Source organism: Limnohabitans sp. DCL3 (assembly GCF_048019295.1).
Classification (GTDB): Bacteria; Pseudomonadota; Gammaproteobacteria; order Burkholderiales; family Burkholderiaceae_C; genus Limnohabitans_A.
The window spans coordinates 2,265,833-2,282,319 of the sequence record NZ_CP171842.1; the positions used below are offsets into that span (position 1 = coordinate 2,265,833).

At 59.4% G+C, this 16,487-nt stretch carries 16 protein-coding genes; 4 read left to right on the forward strand and 12 right to left on the reverse strand.

Going from position 1 to position 16,487, the window contains the following annotated elements:
• Window positions 1-18: 18 nt before the first annotated feature.
• Entirely contained in the window at window positions 19-1,029 is a 1,011-nt protein-coding gene (locus ACHEXK_RS10365) for a recombination-associated protein RdgC (protein WP_416545894.1), read from the forward strand.
• 44 nt (window positions 1,030-1,073) lie between these two features.
• The gene (gene crcB / locus ACHEXK_RS10370; protein ID WP_416545896.1) at window positions 1,074-1,463 is read left to right on the forward strand and encodes a fluoride efflux transporter CrcB; all 390 of its coding nucleotides are present in this window, start codon (window positions 1,074-1,076) and stop codon (window positions 1,461-1,463) included.
• Between the two features lie 42 nt (window positions 1,464-1,505).
• On the opposite strand, the gene ACHEXK_RS10375 is transcribed toward crcB, so the two are convergent.
• The 5 genes from ACHEXK_RS10375 to ACHEXK_RS10395 form a co-directional block, all read right to left on the reverse strand.
• A complete protein-coding gene (locus ACHEXK_RS10375; RefSeq protein ID WP_416545898.1) occupies window positions 1,506-1,805 on the reverse strand; it encodes a hypothetical protein in 300 nt (99 codons plus the stop codon).
• A 26-nt stretch (window positions 1,806-1,831) separates the two neighbouring features.
• Complete coding sequence (thiS, locus tag ACHEXK_RS10380; protein ID WP_416545900.1) at window positions 1,832-2,086, reverse strand: sulfur carrier protein ThiS; 255 nt, start codon at window positions 2,084-2,086, stop codon at window positions 1,832-1,834.
• Between the two features lie 15 nt (window positions 2,087-2,101).
• On the reverse strand, window positions 2,102-3,448 hold the full coding sequence (locus tag ACHEXK_RS10385; protein ID WP_416545902.1) for an NAD(P)/FAD-dependent oxidoreductase: 1,347 nt from the start codon (window positions 3,446-3,448) through the stop codon (window positions 2,102-2,104).
• 111 nt (window positions 3,449-3,559) lie between these two features.
• Window positions 3,560-5,407, reverse strand: a complete 1,848-nt coding sequence (locus ACHEXK_RS10390) for an aldehyde ferredoxin oxidoreductase family protein (protein WP_416545904.1) — start codon at window positions 5,405-5,407, stop codon at window positions 3,560-3,562.
• 26 nt (window positions 5,408-5,433) lie between these two features.
• Entirely contained in the window at window positions 5,434-5,910 is a 477-nt protein-coding gene (locus ACHEXK_RS10395) for a 4Fe-4S dicluster domain-containing protein (RefSeq protein ID WP_108311570.1), read from the reverse strand.
• Between the two features lie 154 nt (window positions 5,911-6,064).
• Between ACHEXK_RS10395 and ACHEXK_RS10400 the strand changes: the two genes are divergently transcribed.
• Window positions 6,065-7,183 (forward strand): helix-turn-helix domain-containing protein, encoded by a 1,119-nt coding sequence (locus ACHEXK_RS10400; RefSeq protein ID WP_416545906.1) that lies wholly within the window; start codon window positions 6,065-6,067, stop codon window positions 7,181-7,183.
• 12 nt (window positions 7,184-7,195) lie between these two features.
• Here ACHEXK_RS10400 and ACHEXK_RS10405 read toward each other — a convergent pair whose 3' ends face one another.
• From ACHEXK_RS10405 to ACHEXK_RS10415, 3 genes are read right to left on the reverse strand one after another with little or no spacing between them, the layout of a single operon-like run.
• Entirely contained in the window at window positions 7,196-7,993 is a 798-nt protein-coding gene (locus tag ACHEXK_RS10405) for an extracellular solute-binding protein (RefSeq protein WP_416548923.1), read from the reverse strand.
• A gap of 14 nt (window positions 7,994-8,007) precedes the next feature.
• A complete protein-coding gene (locus tag ACHEXK_RS10410) occupies window positions 8,008-8,730 on the reverse strand; it encodes a phosphate ABC transporter ATP-binding protein (RefSeq protein WP_416545908.1) in 723 nt (240 codons plus the stop codon).
• A complete protein-coding gene (locus ACHEXK_RS10415) occupies window positions 8,727-9,470 on the reverse strand; it encodes an ABC transporter permease (RefSeq protein ID WP_416545910.1) in 744 nt (247 codons plus the stop codon). Before ACHEXK_RS10415 ends, ACHEXK_RS10410 begins: the two co-directional genes overlap by 4 nt.
• A gap of 128 nt (window positions 9,471-9,598) precedes the next feature.
• Here ACHEXK_RS10415 and ACHEXK_RS10420 point away from each other — a divergent pair, with 128 nt between their 5' ends.
• Window positions 9,599-10,708, forward strand: a complete 1,110-nt coding sequence (locus ACHEXK_RS10420) for a substrate-binding domain-containing protein (RefSeq protein WP_416545912.1) — start codon at window positions 9,599-9,601, stop codon at window positions 10,706-10,708.
• 67 nt (window positions 10,709-10,775) lie between these two features.
• On the opposite strand, the gene ACHEXK_RS10425 is transcribed toward ACHEXK_RS10420, so the two are convergent.
• From ACHEXK_RS10425 to dxs, 4 genes are all read right to left on the reverse strand, one after another.
• A complete protein-coding gene (locus ACHEXK_RS10425; RefSeq protein WP_416545914.1) occupies window positions 10,776-12,575 on the reverse strand; it encodes a TRAP transporter large permease in 1,800 nt (599 codons plus the stop codon).
• Window positions 12,575-13,171 carry a TRAP transporter small permease subunit gene (locus tag ACHEXK_RS10430; RefSeq protein WP_416545916.1) on the reverse strand — a complete coding sequence of 199 codons (597 nt, stop codon included), beginning with the start codon at window positions 13,169-13,171 and terminating at the stop codon, window positions 12,575-12,577. Before ACHEXK_RS10430 ends, ACHEXK_RS10425 begins: the two co-directional genes overlap by 1 nt.
• A 197-nt stretch (window positions 13,172-13,368) precedes the next feature.
• Window positions 13,369-14,451: a TRAP transporter substrate-binding protein gene (locus ACHEXK_RS10435; protein ID WP_416545918.1), complete on the reverse strand. Its 1,083-nt coding sequence runs from the start codon at window positions 14,449-14,451 to the stop codon at window positions 13,369-13,371.
• Between the two features lie 188 nt (window positions 14,452-14,639).
• Window positions 14,640-16,487, reverse strand: coding sequence for a 1-deoxy-D-xylulose-5-phosphate synthase (gene dxs / locus ACHEXK_RS10440; protein ID WP_416545920.1), 1,848 nt, complete (start codon window positions 16,485-16,487; stop codon window positions 14,640-14,642).

The window sequence follows — 16,487 nt, forward strand, 5'->3', positions numbered from 1 at the left end:
GGGCAGTAAGGATTGTTTGTGTTCAAAAATGTGATGGTTTACCGCATCGGCGAGGGCTTTGCCCCTTCATTGGCCGATGTGCAGGCGGCGCTGGAGCCGGTGCAGTTTGTGGAGTGTGGCGCCAGCCAAGAAAAGTCAATCGGATGGGTGCCTCCACGGGGCGAGGCACATGGCCCCTTGGTCGAATCGGTCGGCGGGCAGTGGATCCTGAAACTCATGATCGAGTCCAAGGCCGTTCCAGGCAACGTGGTGCGCCGAAAAGTCGATGAACGCATCGCCGAAATCGAAGCGGCCACCGGCCGCAAACCTGGCAAAAAGGAAAAACGCGACCTGATGGACGACGTGCTGCTGTCGCTGCTGCCGCAGGCGTTTGCCCGCCAGTCCACCGTGCTGGTGTGGATGGACCTGGAAAACCGCCGCTTGGTGCTGAACGCAGGCAGCCAAGGCAAGGCCGACGAAGTGATGTCGGCGCTGATGAACGTGATGGGCGGCTTGTCTGTGTCCTTGATCCAGACCGTGACTTCGCCGCAAGCCGCCATGACACAGTGGCTGCTGGCCCCCACCCCCGACGAGTGGCCGTCAGATTTGACCGTGGAGCGCGAGACCGTGCTCAAGTCCACTGGCGAAGACGCTGCCAGCGTGCGCTTTACCCGCCACCACTTGGCCAACGACGACGTGCGCAAGCACGTCATGGAAGGCAAACTGCCCACCCAGCTGGCACTCAGCTGGGACGGCCGAGTCGCGTTTGTATTGACCGAGACCCTGCAGCTGAAAAAAGTGCAGTACCTCGACGGCGTGATGGACGAATCGGGCACCGACAAGAACGAAGACCGCTTTGACGCCGATGTGGCCTTGTCCACCGGTTTGCTGGGGCCGCTGATCGACAGCCTGATCGAAGCCCTGGGCGGTGAGATGGAACTGGGTGCGGCTGCGGCCGACCAGGCCATTCCCAACCCCACCCGCACCGTGATCCATTCAACGGTCACCACGGGCGCAGCGGCTGGCAGCGACGAAGACCCGCCGTTTTAAGACACGCCCAACACCCGCCCACACCCGCATAAAGGAGCCGCCTCATGCTCACGGTGATCGCGATCTGCCTCGGTGCTTGCGTGGGGGCGCTCTCTCGCTGGCAGTTGGGTTTGTGGCTCAACCCTGCCAGCGCCAGTGCCGGCCTGCTGCCCTGGGGCACCCTGGCGGCCAACCTGATCGGCGGTTATCTGGTGGGGGTGTGCGTGGGGGTGTTTCAACAACTGCCGGCCTTGGACCCGGTTTGGCGACTGGCCCTGGTCACGGGCTTCTTAGGCGCACTGACCACCTTCTCCAGCTTCTCGGCCGAGGTGGTGGCCATGCTGCAACAAGGTCGCTTTGCGCTGGCGGCAGGCACGGCCAGCTTGCACTTGTTCGGTTCGCTGGCCCTCACGGTGCTGGGGCTCAAGACTGTGGAATGGCTGTGGGGGCAGTGATCGGGCGGGGGCTTGCTTCGCTGGGAGACAATGAACCCAGCTTCACCCGCCACCCCGCTGCATCGTCAAATCAAAGTGCTTCATGAAGCGCTGGCGCGCCTCTTCCTCCACGCCCACAAACACAAAAGTCACAGCCAGGCGCTGCAAGCGCAGCAATGCAATGACGCGCGGAGGCAGGATGCGCCATTGCAGTTGCAGATGTCCGTCACCGATGTGCACGCGTACTTGTCCTGTGCCCAGCTCAAAGGCGTGCTCGCCCAAGGCGCGAGGCAAGGCCGTCAACCATTCGGTCTCGCTGGTGCCCATGTCGCGCTCGAAGCGCTCGGGGTAGTAGGACTGCATGGGTCAGGTCGCCGCGTGCGCTGCGCTCAACCACCGGCCACGGGGGGCCAGATGGCCAGCACATCGCCTTCGACCAAGGTGGTGGTGCCCCGGTCTTCGGGTTTGATGTATTTGCCGTTGACCAGCACCAAATGCACCAGCTTAGGCGGCATGCCAAAGGGCTCGATGATCTGGCTGATGCTGGTGTCCTGCGCCACGTCCAGCGTGACTTGGTTGCTGCGCCGGGCTTCGGCAGGCAAATAGTCGGTCAGCGTGGCAAACAGTTTGAAGGTGATGTTCATGCGCCGATTGTCGCTTCAGCGGCGGCGTGCGTCTTGCGCACCGCTCCATCGCCCTTGGCCCTGTGCGCAATCGAGGTAGGCGTCCACCAGCTTGGTCGGGTCGTGCATCAGACGGTCTTTCCAGTCGCCCAGATGCACCTGACCTTCGACCAAGCCACGCATCACGCCCACATGCTCGGTCCAGCCCACGCTGTTGCAGCCGATCATCACATCGTCCTTGAACTGCAAGCTCAAGTGACGCCCTGCGGCCTTGTCGGTCAACACGGCCGACTGGCCACCGGCCACGCCTTCCCAGTTGCCAAAACTGGTGGAGATCAATCCCAGGGTGTCGAGCACGTTGATTTGCGTGACGCCCTTGAGCTCGGTCTTTTGGCCCAGCATGTTGAGCGCGGCCACGCGGGCCTGCTCGGCTGCGTTGGGCTGGATGGCGCTCACAATGGTTTTGCCGCTGACCATGTCAAACGCTTCGGCGCAGTCGCCTGCGGCGTAGATGCCAGGCACATTGGTTTGCAGGTGCTGGTCGGTCAACACGCCTTGCAGGCAGGTGATGCCGCTGTCCTTCAAAAACCCAATCGCGGGTCGCACACCGGTGGCGCTGATGACGAGATCGGCCTCGACGGTTTGGCCGTTGGACAGGCGCACTTGCAGCGCTTCGCTGGCATCGTCAGAGCCCAAGCCCACGGCTGCGGCCAATTTGCCGAGCAAGCCTTTTTCAGCGCCTGCGCCTTGGCTGATGGCTTCGACCTTGGTGCCGGTGAACACCTGCACGCCTTTGGCCTCGCACCAGTCGCGGATCATGCCGCCGGCCACCGGGCCCATCATGCGGGGCACCATGCGGTCGCCCATCTCCACCACACTCAGCTTGACGCCGCGCGCCGCCAGCGCTTCCATGATGATGCAGCCAATGAAGCCTGCGCCCATTTGCAGTACACGGGCACCGGGCTTGGCCAGCGCCTGGATGGCGCGGGCGTCTTCCAGCGTCCAGCAGGGGTGCACGCCGGGCAGGTCCATGCCCGCAATCGGTGGGCGCACAGGTTGCGAGCCGGTCGCGATCAACAACTTGTCAAAAGCCATCGACTGGCCGTTGTCCAGATGCACCGTTTTGCCTGCCGCGTCCACACGCGTCACCTTGGCCTTGACCAGCGTGATGCGCAAATCGTCAAAGTGGGTGGCGGTCTTGCGCAGGTAGGTGCCCTGCTCTTCAATGTTGCCGATCAGCAAATAAGGGATGGCCATGCGCGAATACGGCGCATCGGGCTCGTCACCCACCAAGGTGATGGTGTCGGCGGGGGCGTGTTTGCGCAGGGTCTCGGCGGCGATGACGCCGGCAGGGCCTGCGCCCAAGATGACGTGGTGGGTCATGAATCGGACTCCAGAAACAGGTAGCGGCCCGCAGGCCGCTTGATTTCCTGTAGAAGCGCACCCCTACGGTGAAGACTTCACGAGCAGGCGCTCGCTCCTACAGGGGCAAGGTCACAAACCCAGACGTTCCCGGGTGGCCGATGTTGGACGGCCTTCGCCATCCCAGCCGCGGGCGTCGTAGTACTTGGGCAGCATTTCGTCCAACTTGCTGACCATGCCTTTGCCGGGGCCAGTTTTGGCGGCTTCGGTCATCAGGCGCTTGGGCAGGTTGTCGTCGGCCTTGGTGAAGCCAGCAGCGTTGTTGAAGTCGCGCTCCATGTTCCAGATGCGCTCGCCGATGTGGTTCAAGTGCTCCATGGTGAACTCTTCGCCGCAAGCGGCTTGCACCTGAGGGGCCACGTCAGCCAATGTCCAGGCAAAGCTGGTGAACACGCAAATACCGGCGGAGTCAAAAGCGGCTGTCGCGTCTTGGAAGGCTTTGACCAATTCGGGCTTGCCTTCGTGCTCGGTGGGCTCGGTCTTGACCGGGATGCCCAGCACTTCCGAGGCGATGGTGTAGCCGCGCAGGTGGCATGCACCGCGGTTGGACGTGGCGTAAGCCAAGCCAATGCCTTGTATCACACGGCCGTCATAGGCTGGGAACTCTTGGCCTTTGACGCTCATGGACAAATCGGGGTGGCCGTATTTGGCGGTCAGGCGCTTGGAGCCCATGCCAATTTCCTTGCCAAAACCGACGCCCTTGGCCGTCATATCGACAAACTCGCACAGTGCTTCGGCCGAGCCAAACGGTGCTTCCACACCGATTTGCTCTTTGGTCAGCACGCCCATTTCGTAGAGCTCCATGACGGCACCGATGGTGGCACCGAAGCTGATCGGGTCGAAACCTTCTTCGTTGCAGATCATGTTGGCGTATTGCAGGGCTTCCAGATCTTTCACGCCGTTGGCTGCGCCCAGCGCCCAAGCGGCTTCGTATTCCAGGCCGCCGTTGGCGCCCCAATATTCCGGCTTGTTCTTGACCGAGAAGTGGCCTTCGTCCATCTTGCTGATGCGGCCGCAAGCGATGGTGCAACCAAAACAGGCTTGGTTGGTCACCAAGTGCTTTTTGCCATCGGTCTCGCGGGGCGTGACCATGGCTTCGGCCGAGATGTCTTTGGCGCTTTCAAACTGCACGTCACGGTGGTTGCGTGTGGGCAAGCCGCCCACTTCGTTGATCACGTTCATCAGCACCTGCGTGCCGTAAGCAGGCAACCCTTGGCCGGTGACCGCGTTGTCGGCCAGCACTTTTTTGGCCGCTTTGGCTGCCGCCATGAAGGCCTTGGGGTTTTGCATATTGCCCACGCCTTTGGTGCCGCGCACCGCAATGGCTTTGAGGTTCTTGCTGCCCATGACGGTGCCCACGCCCGAGCGGCCCGCCGCACGGTGCAGATCGTTCACCACGGCGGCGTACAGCACGCCGTTTTCACCAGCCTTGCCGATGCTGCAAACGCGCAGCAATGGGTCTTGCAAGCTGGACTTGAGGATTTCCTCGGTCTTCCAGACGCTTTGACCCCACAGGTGGCTCGCATCGCGCAACTCGGCTTCGTCGTCGTTGATGTGCAGGTACACCGGCTTGGCCGATGCGCCTTCAAAAATGACCATGTCCCAACCGGCCATTTTGAGCTCAGCGCCCCAATAGCCACCCGAGTTGGAGCAAGCAATCGCCCCGGTCAGCGGGCTCTTGGTGATGACGGTGTAACGGCCACCGGTGGAGGCCATGGTGCCGGTCAATGGGCCCGTGGCCCAGACGATTTTGTTGTCCGCTGACAGGGGGTCGACTTTGGGGTCGATCTCGCTGATCAGGTATTTGCTGCCCAGACCGCGTGAGCCGAGGTAGGCTTTGGCCCACTCCATGTTCAGCGGTTCGGATTTGACGGTGCCAGCCGTGAGGTTGACGCGGAGAATTTTTCCAGCCCAAGACATGTTGATGCTCCTTATGGGTGGGTGAATTAACCGGCAGTGGGCTGATTGCCCAACTTGTCGGCCCACTGTTTCATTTTGTCGATGCCGGTCCAGTTGGCATCCACGAAGGTGATGGCGCCGGTTGGGCAGGCGTCGGCACAGGCCGGATCACCACCGCACAGGTCGCACTTTTGAACTTTGCCGGTCTCTTGCACATAGTTGATCGTGCCAAATGGGCAGGCAATGGTGCAGACCTTGCAGCCCACGCAGGTGGACTCGTTGACCACTTTAGCGCCCGTGGCTTTGTCCACGGTGATGGCTTCCACAGGGCAGGCGTGCAGGCACCACGCTTCATCGCACTGGGTGCAGGTGTAAGGCACTTTTTTTCCCGTGTGATGGAAATCAAAAACCTTGATGCGTGATTTGGAGGTGGCGTAAGTGCCGTAGTTCTCGAAAGAACAGGCCATTTCGCACTGCAAGCAGCCGGTACATTTGTCCGGATTGATGTGCAGGACTTTCTGCATGTGTGTCTCCTGTGGGGTAACGGGCTGTTCAAGCCCGCGCTTATGAATCAAAATACATAGCCATTGTTGGTGATTGACTTGGCAGACCGATGAGGATTAACCCTAGGTATTGCGGGGTTGTCCGCAAAAATTCTCAGCTTGATACACATCTGACATGCCCCTGACAACGCAGCACAGTGACCGTTTGACAAGGATTGATCAAGCCCGTGACCAATTGTTTCAAGGCAGCACCGAGGTCCAAGGCAACGGCGTGCCCCCCTGGATTGCCCAGTCCTGGCAGCGCTGCCTGTCCATGGGCCTGCAACCTGGCCAAGCGGTGGGGTTTGACGCCATCTCTGCCCAACACATGCGCCGCGTGCAAGAAGCCAGCCGGCCCTTGGTGCAAGCGGCGCAGCCAGTGCTGGCCGAATTGGCGCGGGCCATTGCGGACATCCGTTATTTCGCCATCCTGACCAACGCCCAGGGCATCGTGGTCGATGTCCATGGTCCAGTCGACCGCCAAGACCGACGCGCGCAGGTGATTGCCCGCGTCGGGGTGGACTTGTCCGAAAAAGCCGTGGGCACCACGGCGATCAGCGCCGCACTGACCGAATTGCAGCCGGTTTGGTTGCACCGGGGCGAACACTTCTTTCAGGACACAGGGGTCTACAGTTGTGCTGGCGCACCGGTTTTTGGCCCAGATGGCCTGTGCGCGGGCATGTTGGACCTGACAGGCATCGAGACCACAGAGCGCCCAGCACTGAAGCACTTGGTGCGCCGCTCTGCCCGCAGCATCGAAAACAGCTGGCTGCTGTCCACCGATCACGCCTTGGTCCTGCGCCTGAATTGGCCAGGCAACCAACCTGGCGATGACAGCGATGGACTGATCACCCTGGACAGCGACGGGCACATCGTGGGGGCCAATCCGACTGCACGGCAAATGCTGTCCCTGTCACCCGTCACTCATGGGCAGACACTGCACGCCAGCGAAGTGTTTGCCTTGTCCTGGGAAAGCCTGTTCGACACGGCCAGCCGCAGGGGCAACACCCAGGAACTGCCGCTTTGGTCAGGCCTGCGCCTGCAAACCCAGGCTTTGCAACCAGGCCAGTCGGCAACTCAGCCCACAGCACCAAGGCCTACCCCAGACATCGCACCCAAACCGCTCAAGGATGTGCAAACCAACATGATCCGCGAGGCAGTCAACCGTGCACGCGGCAACGTGGCCGAAGCCGCACGCAGCCTGGGCATCAGCCGCGCCACGGTTTACCGCAAACTCGGCTTGCCCAAAAGCTGATCCAGCCTCAGATCACTTACCCGCGTTCGGGAAAAACAGCTGCTCGCCGCCGATTTTGTAGTCGGCCACCACACCTTGACCTGCGGCCGAGGTGATCCAGTCCACAAATTTCTGCGCATCGGCCTGTTTGACGTGGGCGTGCTTGGCCGGGTTGACCACCATCACGCCGTATTGGTTGAAGAGACGCTGGTCACCTTCCACCAAAATGGCCAGATCAGCGCGATTTTTGAAGTTCAGCCAAGTGGCACGGTCGGCCAGCACATAGGCGCCCGAAGACGCCGCGATGTTCAAAGCCGGGCCCATGCCGCAGCCGCACTCTTTGTAGCCACTGCCTTTTTTGTCGTCCAAATTGGCCATTTTCCAAAAACGCAACTCGGCCGCGTGCGTGCCACTCTTGTCACCGCGCGAGACAAAGGCTGCATTGCCCACCGACAACTTGGCCAAGGCCGCCACAATGTCTTTGCCTTTGGTGGCGGCCGGGTCGGCCTTGGGGCCGATCAGCACAAAGTCGTTGTACATCACGGGCAAGCGCTTGATGCCAAAGCCATCGGCCACAAATTTTTCTTCGGCCACCTGGTCGTGCACGAACACCACATCGGCGTCACCGCGCCGCGCCATGTCCAGCGCCTGGCCCGTGCCCAGGGCCACCACTTTCACATCCAGACCCGTGGCTTTTTTGAAAGCCGGCAAGAGGTGTGCAAACAAGCCCGACTGCTCGGTGGAGGTGGTGGACGACATCACGATGGACTGGGCTTGTGCCCACACCGAAGAAGTGGCCAAAAGCGCACACACCAGGGCGCGACGGGTCATTGAAGAGGGAAAGGTCATGAAAGTTCTCCTTGAACAAAAGCATGGGCTGCTGGGCTGCATTCGGCCAAGATGGCCGCGTTGAAAAACTGGTTCACAGGCAGGTCGGCCAGGACTCGGCCACCCTCCAGATAAATGACGCGCTGGGCCAAACGCTTGACCTGGCCGAGGTTATGGCTGGCCCAGACCAAGGTCAGTGGGCGCGACTGACCACTCGCAAAATCGGCCATCAAGGATTCGACTTCGCGCTTGGCGTGCGGATCCAGGCTGGCCGTGGGTTCGTCCAGCAGCAGCACATCGGGTTGCCGCGCCCAAGCCCGGGCCAAAGCCAGGCGCTGCTGTTGACCGCCCGACAACTGGCGACCGTTTTGGTGGGCCACAGACTGCAAGCCCACACGCTGCAAAGCCTTCAGCGCCAGTGTTTTGGCATCAGCCCAATGCAGGCCACGGCCACGATCGAGCCACAAACCCAGCGCCACATTGTTCAAGGCCGACAAACGCATCAGGTGCGGTCTTTGAAACAGCATGGCTTGGCGCAAGCCCGGCGCTTGCAGCACGCGGCCTTGCGTGGCTGGGACGAGGCCATGCAGGGTGCGCAGCAAAGTGCTTTTGCCCGAACCATTGGCGCCCACCAGCGCCAAGCGCTCGCCCGCCTCAACGCGCAAACTCACGCCACTGAGGACCGCTTGGGCGCCCAACAGCACGCTCACGTTGTCCAGACGGATTTGGGCGTCCATCATGAACGCAGCCCTGCCAAGGACTGAACAGGCATGGGCACTGCATACCGACGCTCACCCCACAGGCGCAAGCCGGCCACCACGGCATTGACCAACAGCACCACCGCCAACAACACCATGCCCAAGCCCAGCGCCAGCGGCAAATCGCCCTTGCTGGTCTCCAGTGCAATGGCGGTGGTCATGACGCGGGTGAAACCATCGATGTTGCCGCCCACGATCATCACCGCCCCCACCTCGGAGATGGCTCGGCCAAACGCGGTCACACCAATCGTCAACAAGGCCAAGCGTTCGTCCCACGCCAGCAAGAGGCTGCGTACCCAAGGCCCAGCACCCAGCGAGGCCCACTGCTCCCCGTGCTGACGCTCCACGTCATCGACCACTTGGCGCGTGAGCGCCGTGACCACTGGCACCACCAAAATGAACTGGGCCAGCACCATGGCCTTGAAACTGAACATCCAGCCCAAAAACCCCAATGGCCCGGTGCGGGACAGCAGCAAATACACCACCAAGCCCACCACCACCGATGGCAGCGCCAACAACGTGTTCAAGCCCACCAGCACGGCACCCCGACCGCGAAAGCGCGAAACCGCCAGCCAAGCCCCCAAAGCCACGCCCACGCCGTAAGCCAGCAAGCAGGCCGTGGCACTGACGGCCAGGGACCGGGTGACGACCACCCACAGGACAGGATCGAAAGAGATGACAAGGTTCAACGCCGTCAGGACGCTGTCGGTGAAGGTGTTCATAAGCTGACGTCGATGCTACTGGATGAGCACAGCAGATCAGCTAAGGGATGTCCGTTATGAAATGCATTGCATAGACACGGGTTGCAACACCCTGCAGGCCCATCCCGGAATGAGGCAAACTCTGGCCCGTGCAACACATCAATCTCTCTTACAGCTGGACACCGCATCAAGCGCAGGCCGAGCAACGCGACCAGACCAGCCCCTTGCGCAACCCTTTGATGGACATGCTGCAAGCTGTGCGGGCCACCGGCTCCATTGCGGGTGCAGCCCGGGTTTTGCAGTTGTCCTATCGCCATGTCTGGGGCGAACTCAAACGCTGGGAGCAAGTGCTGGCCCAGCCTTTGATCGTGTGGGAAAAAGGCCAGGCCGCCCGTCTGACGGAATTTGCCGACAAGCTGCTCTGGGCCGAACGCCAAGCGCAAGCCCGACTGGCGCCGCAGATCAGCGCCTTGCAGGCCGAACTGGAAAAAACCTTTGCGGTCGCCTTTGACCCGGGCAGCCATTTGCTGACGGTCTACGCCAGCCACGACGACGCGCTGGTCAAACTCAGGGAGCACAGTGCCCGCCAGTCCCTGCACTTGGACATGCGCTTTTGTGGCAGCGTGGACGCGATCCGCGCCTTGAATGAAGGCCGTTGCACTGTTGCGGGGTTTCATGCCCCCTTGCAACCCGATGTCAGCACCTTGACCGCCCGCACTTACAAGCCTTTGCTGAAAACCGGTCAACACAAACTCATCGGATTTGCGACGCGCGAACAAGGCTGGATGGTGGCCCCGGGCAACCCCCTGAACATCACGGGGTGGAATGATCTGAATCGACCTGAACTGCGGCTGGTGAACCGGACGCTGGGCACGGGCACCCGATTGCTGCTGGACCAATGGCTGGAAAACCAGACCTCATCGGCCAGCCTGCCCACAGGCTATGACCAGGAAGAAACCTCGCATACTGCTGTGGCCACGCGCATCGCCTCGGGACAAGCAGATTTAGGGCTGGGGATTGCATCGGCTGCGCGCGCCCAACAACTTGACTTTGTGCCGCTGACCCAAGAGCACTACTGGCTCGTTTGCCTGAAATCGGCCCTCAACAACCCTGCCGTGGTGGCTTTGCGGCAAGTCTTGCAAAGTGCCCAATGGCAGCGACTGTTGGGCCAGCAAACAGGCTATCGCCTGCATGCGGAAGCCGGACAAATTCAATCCCTCAAAGCGTGTTTGCCTTGGTGGCCACTTCCACAAAAATAAGGGCTGGGAGGTATGTATACAAAAAAACCGCGCCAAGGCGCGGTTTTTTGGGGTGAAAAATACTGGCTTACTTTTTAGGATCGGTCGCCATCAAAGCTTTGAGGGCATCGTCATCCGATTTTTGGCTGTTTTCGTCTTCAGCAGACTCATCCGGTTTGAGTGATTCCTCTGCGCCAGGCTCACCTGCATTGGAAGAACTTTCCAATTGCTGCATCACCTCGTTGGCATCAAGCTTGGTGCCCTCATCCAAACCACCCGTGACCAAGCCAGGGTAGATGATGACCAGAGCCACCATGATCAACTGAAGAACGATGAAAGCAATAGAGCCTTTGTAAATCTCAGTGGTTTTGACCGATGGAATCAAAGCACCCGTCACGCGGTCTTTGTAATCGTTCTTGGGGGCCACACTGCGTAAATAGAACAGTGCAAAGCCAAAAGGCGGCGTCAAAAAGGACGTTTGCAAGTTCATGGCAATGATCACACCAAACCAGATCATGGCCTGGTCGGAGGTCATGCCAGGCACCATGGCGGGCAAGATTTTCTCCGCCACAGGTGCCAGAATCGGAATCACGATGAAGGCGATTTCAAAGAAATCAATGAAACAACCCAGGATGAAAATCAAGAGGTTGACCACGATCAGAAAACCAATCGCACCGCCAGGCATGTTGGTGAACAAGTGTTCCACCCAAATGTGGCCATCGGCCGCGTTGAAGGTAAAACTGAACACCGTCGAACCGATCAGAATGAACAGCACAAACGAAGCCAGTTTGGCCGTGCTATCGAGTGCCTGACGTGTCAAGTCCATGGAAAACTTGCCTTTGACCACGGCCAGAACCACGGCACCCAAAGCCCCCATGGCACCACCTTCTGTCGGTGTCGCCACACCCAGGAAAATGGTTCCCAAAACCAAGAAGATCAAGATCAAGGGTGGCATCAGCACGAAGGTCACCTGCTCTGCCAGTTTGGAAAGCAAGCCCATTTTGGTGATACGGTTGACGATGGACAGGGCCAAACCGGTCAAGGAAGCCACCGTCATCGACATGATGATGATTTCGTCACCCGCCGCAGGCTGCGTGCGACCCGTCATGCCGCCAATGATGTGGTCGTGGATCTGAGCCCAGCCATAACCAATCAAACCACACAGGGCCAACAGGACCAGCAGCGAGCGGTGACCCGAGGCGCCATTGTCTTCACGGTAAATGCGTGCTTCGGGCGGCAAGGCAGGGACCATGTCAGGCTTGACCAGCGCCACCACCACAATGAACAAAATGTACAAACCGACCAGCAACAAACCGGGAACCAAGGCGCCGGCGTACATGTCGCCCACCGAGCGACCCAATTGATCGGCCAACACAATCAGCACCAAAGAGGGCGGGATGGCTTGCGCCAAAGTGCCGGATGCCGTGATGGTGCCCGTGGCAATGGTTCGGCTGTAACCGTAGCGCAGCATGATGGGCAAAGAGATCAAACCCATGGAGATGACGGCAGCGGCCACAACGCCCGTGGTCGCAGCCAACAAAGCGCCGACCAAAATGACCGCAATGGCCACACCACCGCGCACCGGGCCAAAGACCTGGCCGACGGTTTCGAGCAAATCTTCGGCCATGCCTGAGCGTTCAAGAATGATGCCCATGAAGGTGAAAAACGGAATCGCCAACAGCGTGTCGTTTTGCATGATCCCGAAGATCCGCAAAGGCAAGGCTTGGAACATGGAGGCGGGGAACAAACCCGCTTCCATGCCAATGAAGCCGAAACCCAAGCCACAAGCGGCCAAGGCAAAAGCCACAGGAAAACCCGTCAGCAAAAGTACGAACAGGCCCACGAACATGAGCGGCACAAATTGTTGTGCGAGGAACGAGGCTTCCATCAACGGTCTCCCTGAGCTTGTGTCATTTTTTCGAGTTCGGCGGCACGTTTTTGGTCATCCGAAAGCGCCTCTTCAGTAGACAACACATCGGGGCCTTGTCCTTGCAGGAAAGACCAACGCTTGACCATCTCTGACAAGCCTTGCAACTGCAACAAGAAAAAACCCAAAGGGATCAAGGCGTATGCTGGCCAACGGATCAAACCACCAGCGTTTTGAGACATCTCGCCACTCACCAAGGCCTGAACGAACAGGGGCCAGGACAGGTAAATCGACAGCAGGCAAAATGGCGTCAACACCAAGGCAAAGCCCCAAAAGTCAATCCAATTGCGGGCACGGTCGGTCAGCCGGCTTGAAATGAAGTCAATCCGAACATGCGAATTGCGCAGCAAGCCATACCCTGCCCCCAGCAGGAATACACCTGCAAACAGGTACCACTGAATTTCGAGCAAAGAGTTGGAACTCGTGTCAAAAATTTTGCGCACGATCGCATTGCCAGCGCTGATGGCGGTGGTCAGCAAGATCAGCCAGCCTGTGAATTTACCCACCTTCAGATTGAGCGCGTCAATCCAGTGAGAGCATTGTTGTAGGAAGCCCATTGGGATCTCCGGTGTTTGAATCAGGCGCGATTGTAAGGCGCCCTTTTGCAGCAAAGGCGTGCTGAGCAATGCGCATTGCTGTGAAATTTACCCCAAAGGGTTGAAGGCATTTCAAAAACAAAAAACCCCAACCTTTACCAAGGTTGGGGTTGGTCTCATCGAACAGGCACTGTCAAAGACAGTGCCCATGTCGTTGATTACAGCTTGGCGCCTTGCATGAAGCTGTCGAAACGCGCTTCGGTGAAGCGGAACCACAGGTTGGACTCGGCACGGAACTTGGAATAGTCGTCGTAGATTTTTTTCCAGTTGGGGTTCTTGGCCGACAACTCGCTGTACAGCGCCATCGATTCCTTGAAGGCTGCATCCATCACGGGCTTGGGGAAGGCCACCAGCTTGGTCTTGTTGGCCACCAGCTGCTTCAAGGCACCGGGGTTGCGGGCATCGTACTTGGCTTGCATTTCGGTGTGTGCGTAGGCCGCAGCGCACTCGACAATCGCCTTGTACTCAGACGACAAACCGTCATAGGCCTTTTGGTTGATGTACAGGTCCAGCTGAGGACCACCTTCCCACCAGCCTGGGTAGTGGTAGAAAGGCGCCACTTTGAAGAAGCCCAGCTTCTGGTCGTCGTATGGACCCACCCACTCGGCGGCATCGATGGTGCCTTTTTCCAGGGCTTGGTAAATCTCGCCGCCAGGAATGTTCTGGGGCACACCACCCAAGCGCTCGATGACTTTGCCAGCAAAACCACCCACGCGGAATTTCAAGCCTTTGTAATCGTTGACGGTCTTGATTTCCTTGCGGAACCAGCCGCCCATCTGAGCGCCTGTGTTGCCCATAGGGAAGCTCATGATGTCGTACTGCTTGTAGAACTCGCGCATCAGCTTCAAGCCATTGCCGTCATACATCCAAGCCGACATTTGGCGGCTGTTCAAGCCAAATGGAATAGCGCAGCCCAAAGCGAATGTTTCGTCTTTGCCGAAGTAGTAGTAAGGCGCAGTGTGGGCCATTTCCACGGTGCCGTTTTTCACCGCATCGACAATGCCGGGCATGGGGACGAGTTCACCTGCAGCATGCACTGAAATTTCAAATTTTCCGCCTGTCAGCTCCTTGACTTTTTTGGAAAAAGTTTCAGCAGCACCATAGATGGTGTCCAAGGCTTTGGGGAAACCGGAAGTCAGGCGCCAGCGCAAATTTGCTTGGGCTTGAACCAAAGCAGGCGCAGCACCAGCGGCCAGCACGCCAGCCAAACCTGTGTTCTTAATGACGGAACGACGATCCATGAACGGACTCCTAATGAAAAAATGAAAGACTACCCGAGACGTCCGGGTTGAACTCTGAAAGCGAATCTTATTGTAGGAAGCTGCATCCGCCAAAAAGACAGGGGTTTACCCTTTTTTCGTGACTGAAATTCATCAAAGTTGAAACAAGACCAAAAATTGAAAGAATTTCAAACCCGCTTGAATTGCATTCAATCGGGCCAACGCTGACGAATGGACGCTTCCATGCCAGCCGCATCCAATCCTTGCAAGGCCAAGAGCTTGGCTGGGTCGCCATGCTCAATGAACGCATCGGGCAGGCCCAAGTGCAAGACCGAGCGCTGCAGGTTCAACTGCTGCAAGGCCTCACCCACGGCGCTGCCTGCACCGCCCATGAGGCAGCCCTCCTCCACTGTGACGAGGCGCTCATGGCTTTGAGCAATGTGGGCCAGCAGTTCCACATCCAGCGGTTTGACCCAACGCATGTTGACCACGGTGGCGTTGAGCTTTTCTGCAGCTTGCAGGGCCGGAGCCAACAAGGTGCCAAAGGCCAGGATGGCCAGCTTTTCACCCTGACGGCGCACTTCACCCTTGCCAAAAGGCAAGGTGTCCAAATCACGGCCCGGCACCGTGCCCACACCCGCGCCACGCGGGTAGCGAACGGCCACAGGGTGGTTTTGCGCGAAAGCGGTGCTGAGCAGCTGTCGGCACTCTCGCTCATCGGCTGGGCAGGCCAAGCTCATGTTGGGGATGCAACGGATGTAGGCAATGTCGTAAGCCCCTGCATGGGTGGCACCGTCGGCGCCCACCAAACCTGCGCGATCCAGCGCAAACACCACCGGCAGATTTTGCAGCGCCACATCGTGGATCAATTGGTCGTAGCCGCGCTGCAAAAAAGTGGAGTAAATCGCCACCACGGGTTTCAGACCTTCGCAGGCCATGCCTGCGGCAAAAGTCACCGCATGCTGCTCGGCAATGCCCACGTCGTAATAGCGCTTGGGAAAGCGTTGATGGAAGGCCACCATGCCCGAGCCCTCGCGCATGGCAGGGGTGATGCCCACCAAGCGCATGTCTTTGTCGGCCATGTCGCACAACCACTGGCCAAACACCTGGGTGAAGGTGGTTTTGGCGGGCGTGGCTGCAGGAACCAGGCCCACACTCGGATCGAACTTGCCGGGACCATGGTAAGCCACCGGATCGGCCTCGGCCTTGTCGTAGCCCTGACCTTTTTTCGTGACCACATGCAAAAATTGCGGGCCGTCCAGGTGCTTGATGTTCTCCAGCGTCGGAATCAGCGAATCCAGATCGTGGCCATCAATGGGGCCGATGTAGTTGAAGCCGAATTTTTCAAACAGCGTGGCGGGCACCACCATGCCCTTGGCGTGCTCTTCCAGGCGTTTGGCCAGCTCGAACAGTGGCGGTGCGTTTTTCAGCACGTTCTTGGCCCCCGCCTTGGCCGCCGAATAAAAACGCCCGCTCATGAGCTGCGCCAAATAGCGGTTGAGTGCCCCCACGGGGGGGCTGATCGACATGTCGTTGTCGTTCAGGATCACCAACAACTTGCACTCTTCAACGCCCGCGTTGTTCAGGGCCTCAAAGGCCATGCCCGCCGTCATGGCGCCGTCACCAATGACCGCAATCGCGTGGCGCGACTCGCCCTTTTGGCGCGCGGCCACGGCCATGCCCAATGCGGCCGAAATGCTGGTAGACGAGTGCGCGGTGCCAAAGGTGTCGTATTCGCTCTCGTCGCGGCGCGGAAAGCCCGACAACCCACCGAACTGGCGCAAGGTGGGCATGCGGCCTCGCCGACCCGTCAGGATTTTGTGCGGGTAGGTCTGGTGACCGACATCCCAGACGATGCGGTCCTCAGGGGTGTTGAACACATAGTGCAAAGCCACCGTCAGCTCCACCGTGCCCAAGTTGGAGCTGAGGTGACCGCCTGTTTGAGAAACGTTGTCGAGCACGCAGTGGCGAAGCTCATCGGCCAGCTGCGGCAGGTCGGTGCGCTGCAAGCGGCGTAAATCGGCCGGGGAGTCAATGGTCTTGAGCAAGTCGGTCAT

Excerpts from the sequence above, each read along its gene's own strand:
- ACHEXK_RS10375 (WP_416545898.1), bottom strand. The coding sequence starts at position 1,805 with ATGCAGTCCTACTACCCCGAGCGCTTCGAGCGCGACATGGGCACCAGC.
- ACHEXK_RS10410 (WP_416545908.1), bottom strand. The coding sequence starts at position 8,730 with ATGATGGACGCCCAAATCCGTCTGGACAACGTGAGCGTGCTGTTGGGC.
- ACHEXK_RS10390 (WP_416545904.1), bottom strand. The coding sequence starts at position 5,407 with ATGTCTTGGGCTGGAAAAATTCTCCGCGTCAACCTCACGGCTGGCACC.
- ACHEXK_RS10395 (WP_108311570.1), bottom strand. The coding sequence starts at position 5,910 with ATGCAGAAAGTCCTGCACATCAATCCGGACAAATGTACCGGCTGCTTG.
- ACHEXK_RS10415 (WP_416545910.1), bottom strand. The coding sequence starts at position 9,470 with ATGAACACCTTCACCGACAGCGTCCTGACGGCGTTGAACCTTGTCATC.
- ACHEXK_RS10400 (WP_416545906.1), top strand. The coding sequence starts at position 6,065 with ATGCCCCTGACAACGCAGCACAGTGACCGTTTGACAAGGATTGATCAA.
- crcB (WP_416545896.1), top strand. The coding sequence starts at position 1,074 with ATGCTCACGGTGATCGCGATCTGCCTCGGTGCTTGCGTGGGGGCGCTC.
- ACHEXK_RS10405 (WP_416548923.1), bottom strand. The coding sequence starts at position 7,993 with ATGACCCGTCGCGCCCTGGTGTGTGCGCTTTTGGCCACTTCTTCGGTG.
- ACHEXK_RS10425 (WP_416545914.1), bottom strand. The coding sequence starts at position 12,575 with ATGGAAGCCTCGTTCCTCGCACAACAATTTGTGCCGCTCATGTTCGTG.
- ACHEXK_RS10430 (WP_416545916.1), bottom strand. The coding sequence starts at position 13,171 with ATGGGCTTCCTACAACAATGCTCTCACTGGATTGACGCGCTCAATCTG.
- dxs (WP_416545920.1), bottom strand. The coding sequence starts at position 16,487 with ATGACCGACTTGCTCAAGACCATTGACTCCCCGGCCGATTTACGCCGC.
- ACHEXK_RS10385 (WP_416545902.1), bottom strand. The coding sequence starts at position 3,448 with ATGACCCACCACGTCATCTTGGGCGCAGGCCCTGCCGGCGTCATCGCC.
- ACHEXK_RS10435 (WP_416545918.1), bottom strand. The coding sequence starts at position 14,451 with ATGGATCGTCGTTCCGTCATTAAGAACACAGGTTTGGCTGGCGTGCTG.
- thiS (WP_416545900.1), bottom strand. The coding sequence starts at position 2,086 with ATGAACATCACCTTCAAACTGTTTGCCACGCTGACCGACTATTTGCCT.